Annotated in this window: 4 protein-coding genes; 3 read left to right on the forward strand and 1 reads right to left on the reverse strand. The window is 58.8% G+C overall.

The features are described from left to right. Positions 1–520: 520 nt before the first annotated feature. Positions 521–784, reverse strand: a complete 264-nt coding sequence (locus WFP78_RS23305) for a hypothetical protein (RefSeq protein ID WP_336966892.1) — start codon at positions 782–784, stop codon at positions 521–523. A 132-nt stretch (positions 785–916) separates the two neighbouring features. Between WFP78_RS23305 and WFP78_RS23310 the strand changes: the two genes are divergently transcribed. From WFP78_RS23310 to WFP78_RS23320, 3 genes are read left to right on the forward strand one after another with little or no spacing between them, the layout of a single operon-like run. Beyond that, the gene (locus WFP78_RS23310; RefSeq protein WP_336966894.1) at positions 917–1,234 is read left to right on the forward strand and encodes a helix-turn-helix domain-containing protein; all 318 of its coding nucleotides are present in this window, start codon (positions 917–919) and stop codon (positions 1,232–1,234) included. Next, positions 1,231–2,493, forward strand: coding sequence for a type II toxin-antitoxin system HipA family toxin (locus WFP78_RS23315; RefSeq protein ID WP_336966896.1), 1,263 nt, complete (start codon positions 1,231–1,233; stop codon positions 2,491–2,493). Before WFP78_RS23310 ends, WFP78_RS23315 begins: the two co-directional genes overlap by 4 nt. A gap of 45 nt (positions 2,494–2,538) precedes the next feature. Then, complete coding sequence (locus tag WFP78_RS23320) at positions 2,539–2,766, forward strand: hypothetical protein (protein ID WP_336966898.1); 228 nt, start codon at positions 2,539–2,541, stop codon at positions 2,764–2,766. The last annotated feature ends 255 nt before the right edge of the window (positions 2,767–3,021 follow it).

Consider the following 3,021-nt stretch of genomic DNA (forward strand, 5'->3'; position numbering starts at 1 on the left):
CATCAACGTTCCGCCATCCTGACAGGGGGTCCCTTTTGCGCGCCGATAAGGGGTCCCGTTTGCACGCCGATTGACATCAACGACCGGGGACACGTCGGTGTCGGGTTTCTCGAAGGCGAAGAGGCGTCTGGAGGAGAAGATTGCAGCTGCGCGACGGAAGGTCGCTGCAGAACTCGGAGCAAAGCCCGAAATCATGGAGCGTTGGACGCTCCATGATCTTCGTACGACTTTTAATACGGTAGCGTGTGAAGTTCTCGCGATTGAAGCGCATGTCGCCGACAGAATCCTGAATCACGTCGCCACAGCGACAACATCCAAGGTTATGCGTATCTACAACCGCTCGGAGCTCTTTGAGCAGAGGAAGCGAGCGCTACAGGCGTGGGCGGACTTTCTTGAAAAAGAGGTTATTCGGCCGGTCGAGGAGCAGAGGCCGGAACAAGCTGGGAGCATTGCGGGAGCTACTCGTCGGAGAATGAGGCATAAACGCCAATAACGTGAAAATTCGTCCGCACGCTACTCATCAATCAACGCGATTGGGATCGAGTTCGGCATCGAACTTGACACTTTCACGGGGTGGCTCCGCCGCCGAGACGGCGCGTCGTGTCGCCTCATCCATCTCGTCAATGCGCCGGGCGATCCGGCCCTTAAGTAGCAACTCATAGTGATCCCACGATATCAGCACGAGATGGTTGCGCTCTTCCGTGGAGATTTCCACCGGTTCGCATAAGGCTGCATCAAGGTAACGTGCTACCGCGTTTTCGAACTCGGCCAATTTCACCTTCATTGTATCTTCCTTGGGTGGCTAAGGTTCAAATCAAACGGGCCTGGCTGCACCACAGCTGAATCGGGCTGTATGTTATGTCCATATATGGACATTTAACTTGATTTTATCCTATCAAGCGTCCAAATATGGACCATGTTTGAAACTCCGCTAGAAATTGCAGCTACGATTGGTGTTCGCATCCGCGCGCGCCGACTAGGCTTGAATTGGAGCCAGGCGGAGGCCGCAGACCGAGCGGGCGTATCTTACCGCACTTGGCGTCGCATGGAAACTGAAGGCAAGGCGTCGATCGACGATCTCGTCCGTGCGGCGATCGCATTGCGGTGTGAGCAGGATCTGAAAGCACTTTTCCCCGAGCTTGTCGCGATCAGCATGGATGCGCTCCTTGAGCGCCAACAGAGAGAGGCGGGAAGCACGTCCAGGCGTGCTCGATCGCCGCGGCGATCGGCATGAAACTCACCCCCGGTGCACCGTTGCAGGTTGGGCTATGGCCAGATGAGTCAGGGGCGGTGCAGCCTATCGGTCGATTGGCGATGGCGAAGGGGCGTGCGCAGCTCGAATGGTCGCGGGAGATCGTGGCAAGCAAGCGCCCGATCGCTCCCGCTTTATATCCATCCGAGCCGGGTCTGCACGAGGCGCGCACGCGCGACTTCGATGGTCTACATGGATTTCTCGCTGACAGTCTTCCCGAGGGCTGGGGTGCCTTGCTGATGAAGCGGCGGTTGGCCAAGCTCGATGTCCGATGGGATGATTTGAGCGGTGTCGATCGCCTTGCCCTCGTCGGTCGTCAGGGCCGCGGCGCGCTCGTCTATGAGCCTGCGACGACGCCCGCGGAAGACGTGCAAACGCTCGATCTCGATGAACTTGCCGCCGAGGCGCGCTCGATCCTGGTCGGCGACGAGGCAAGGCTGGCCGATACGCTTGCCACTCTTGCAGGTGCTTCGGGCGGAGCGCGGCCCAAGGTCCATGTTGGCTTCTCCCTGGGCGGGGATATCTGCGTGGCAGAGGGAGAACTCGCCGCCGGGTTCGAGAGCTGGATCGTCAAATTCCGCGCTTTGACGGATTCTGTCGATATCGGACCCGTGGAAGAAGCCTATGCCCGTATGGCACGGGCCGCCGGCATCACTATGGCGCCGTCACGCCTGCTGCCGGCCAAAGATGGTTCCGGCTATTTCGCCACGCGGCGCTTCGACCGGCCCGAGCCGGGGCGCCGCCTGCATATGGTCTCGCTAGCCGGTGCCGTCGAAGCGCCATCGCACATGCCCAGTATCGATTATGACGGTTATCTTCGGGCGGTGCACGGCATCACCCGACACGCAGGGGATCTGGAGCAGGCATTCCTACGCATGTTGTTCAACATCCTCGCGTACAATCGGGACGACCACACCCGCCAGCATGCCTTTTTGCTCGATGCCAACGATCAATGGCGTCTCGCGCCAGCATATGATCTAACGTTTTCGAGCGGCCCTGGCGGGGAGCATTACCTGGCCGTGGAAGGGGAGGGACGTGCGCCGACCCGGGCGCATGTGCTGCGCCTCGCCAAGCGCCACGGCTTTTCAGAAGTTCAGGTATCGCAGATGATCGATGCTGTCCGCGCCGCCATCGCCGAGTGGCCGCGACATGCTGAAGAATTAAAGATCGGGGCTTCACGCGATGAGGTCGGCGAGCGCCATGCTTATATCGATAAGCTTTTCCTGGCCGCCGACAATTAACGATGGCGGTGGTGGCTACGTGTCCGAGGACGAGGCGGATCGCCAATGAAGCGCACAGAGGCGGAGCCGGCCATCCGCAGTCTGGTTCACCAATGGGTGAAGACTGCCGGCTTTGCCGTGGGCTCCGTCAGGCAACCGTCATTCTCTGCCTTCAGGCGTTGGGCTGAAGAACAGGGTTATTCGGGCTACTTCGTGTTTCGATCTACGATGGGCGCGCTTGAAGATACCGAGCACTGGTTCGACCAAGAATTGCGCCAGACCTGGCGAAATTAGGAGTCTCTATAGGTGTGACAAGGCTGGCCCGTAGGACGGGAGACTTAGGCCGGTAACGTCATGAACATCGGCGAGCAAAAAATCTGCTGACGACGCTCGTTTAGCTCAACGATCAGCTGTGCGTCGCGATGAGCGAGCGACTTCAAGTTATATTTTACGTACAACTTATATCTCTCAAGGTGTGGATCGGCGTGCAAAAAGGACCCCGTTAGCGGGGTGATCGGCGTCTAAAAGGGACCCCTCATTTCGATGGTT

Origin of the sequence: Sphingobium aquiterrae, assembly GCF_037154135.1 — a bacterium.
GTDB lineage: Bacteria > Pseudomonadota > Alphaproteobacteria > Sphingomonadales > Sphingomonadaceae > Sphingobium > Sphingobium aquiterrae.

What these genes read in the sequence shown, in the direction of transcription:
- WFP78_RS23305 (WP_336966892.1), bottom strand. Translation starts at nt 784, where the DNA reads ATGAAGGTGAAATTGGCCGAGTTCGAAAACGCGGTAGCACGTTACCTT.
- WFP78_RS23310 (WP_336966894.1), top strand. Translation starts at nt 917, where the DNA reads ATGTTTGAAACTCCGCTAGAAATTGCAGCTACGATTGGTGTTCGCATC.
- WFP78_RS23315 (WP_336966896.1), top strand. Translation starts at nt 1,231, where the DNA reads ATGAAACTCACCCCCGGTGCACCGTTGCAGGTTGGGCTATGGCCAGAT.
- WFP78_RS23320 (WP_336966898.1), top strand. Translation starts at nt 2,539, where the DNA reads ATGAAGCGCACAGAGGCGGAGCCGGCCATCCGCAGTCTGGTTCACCAA.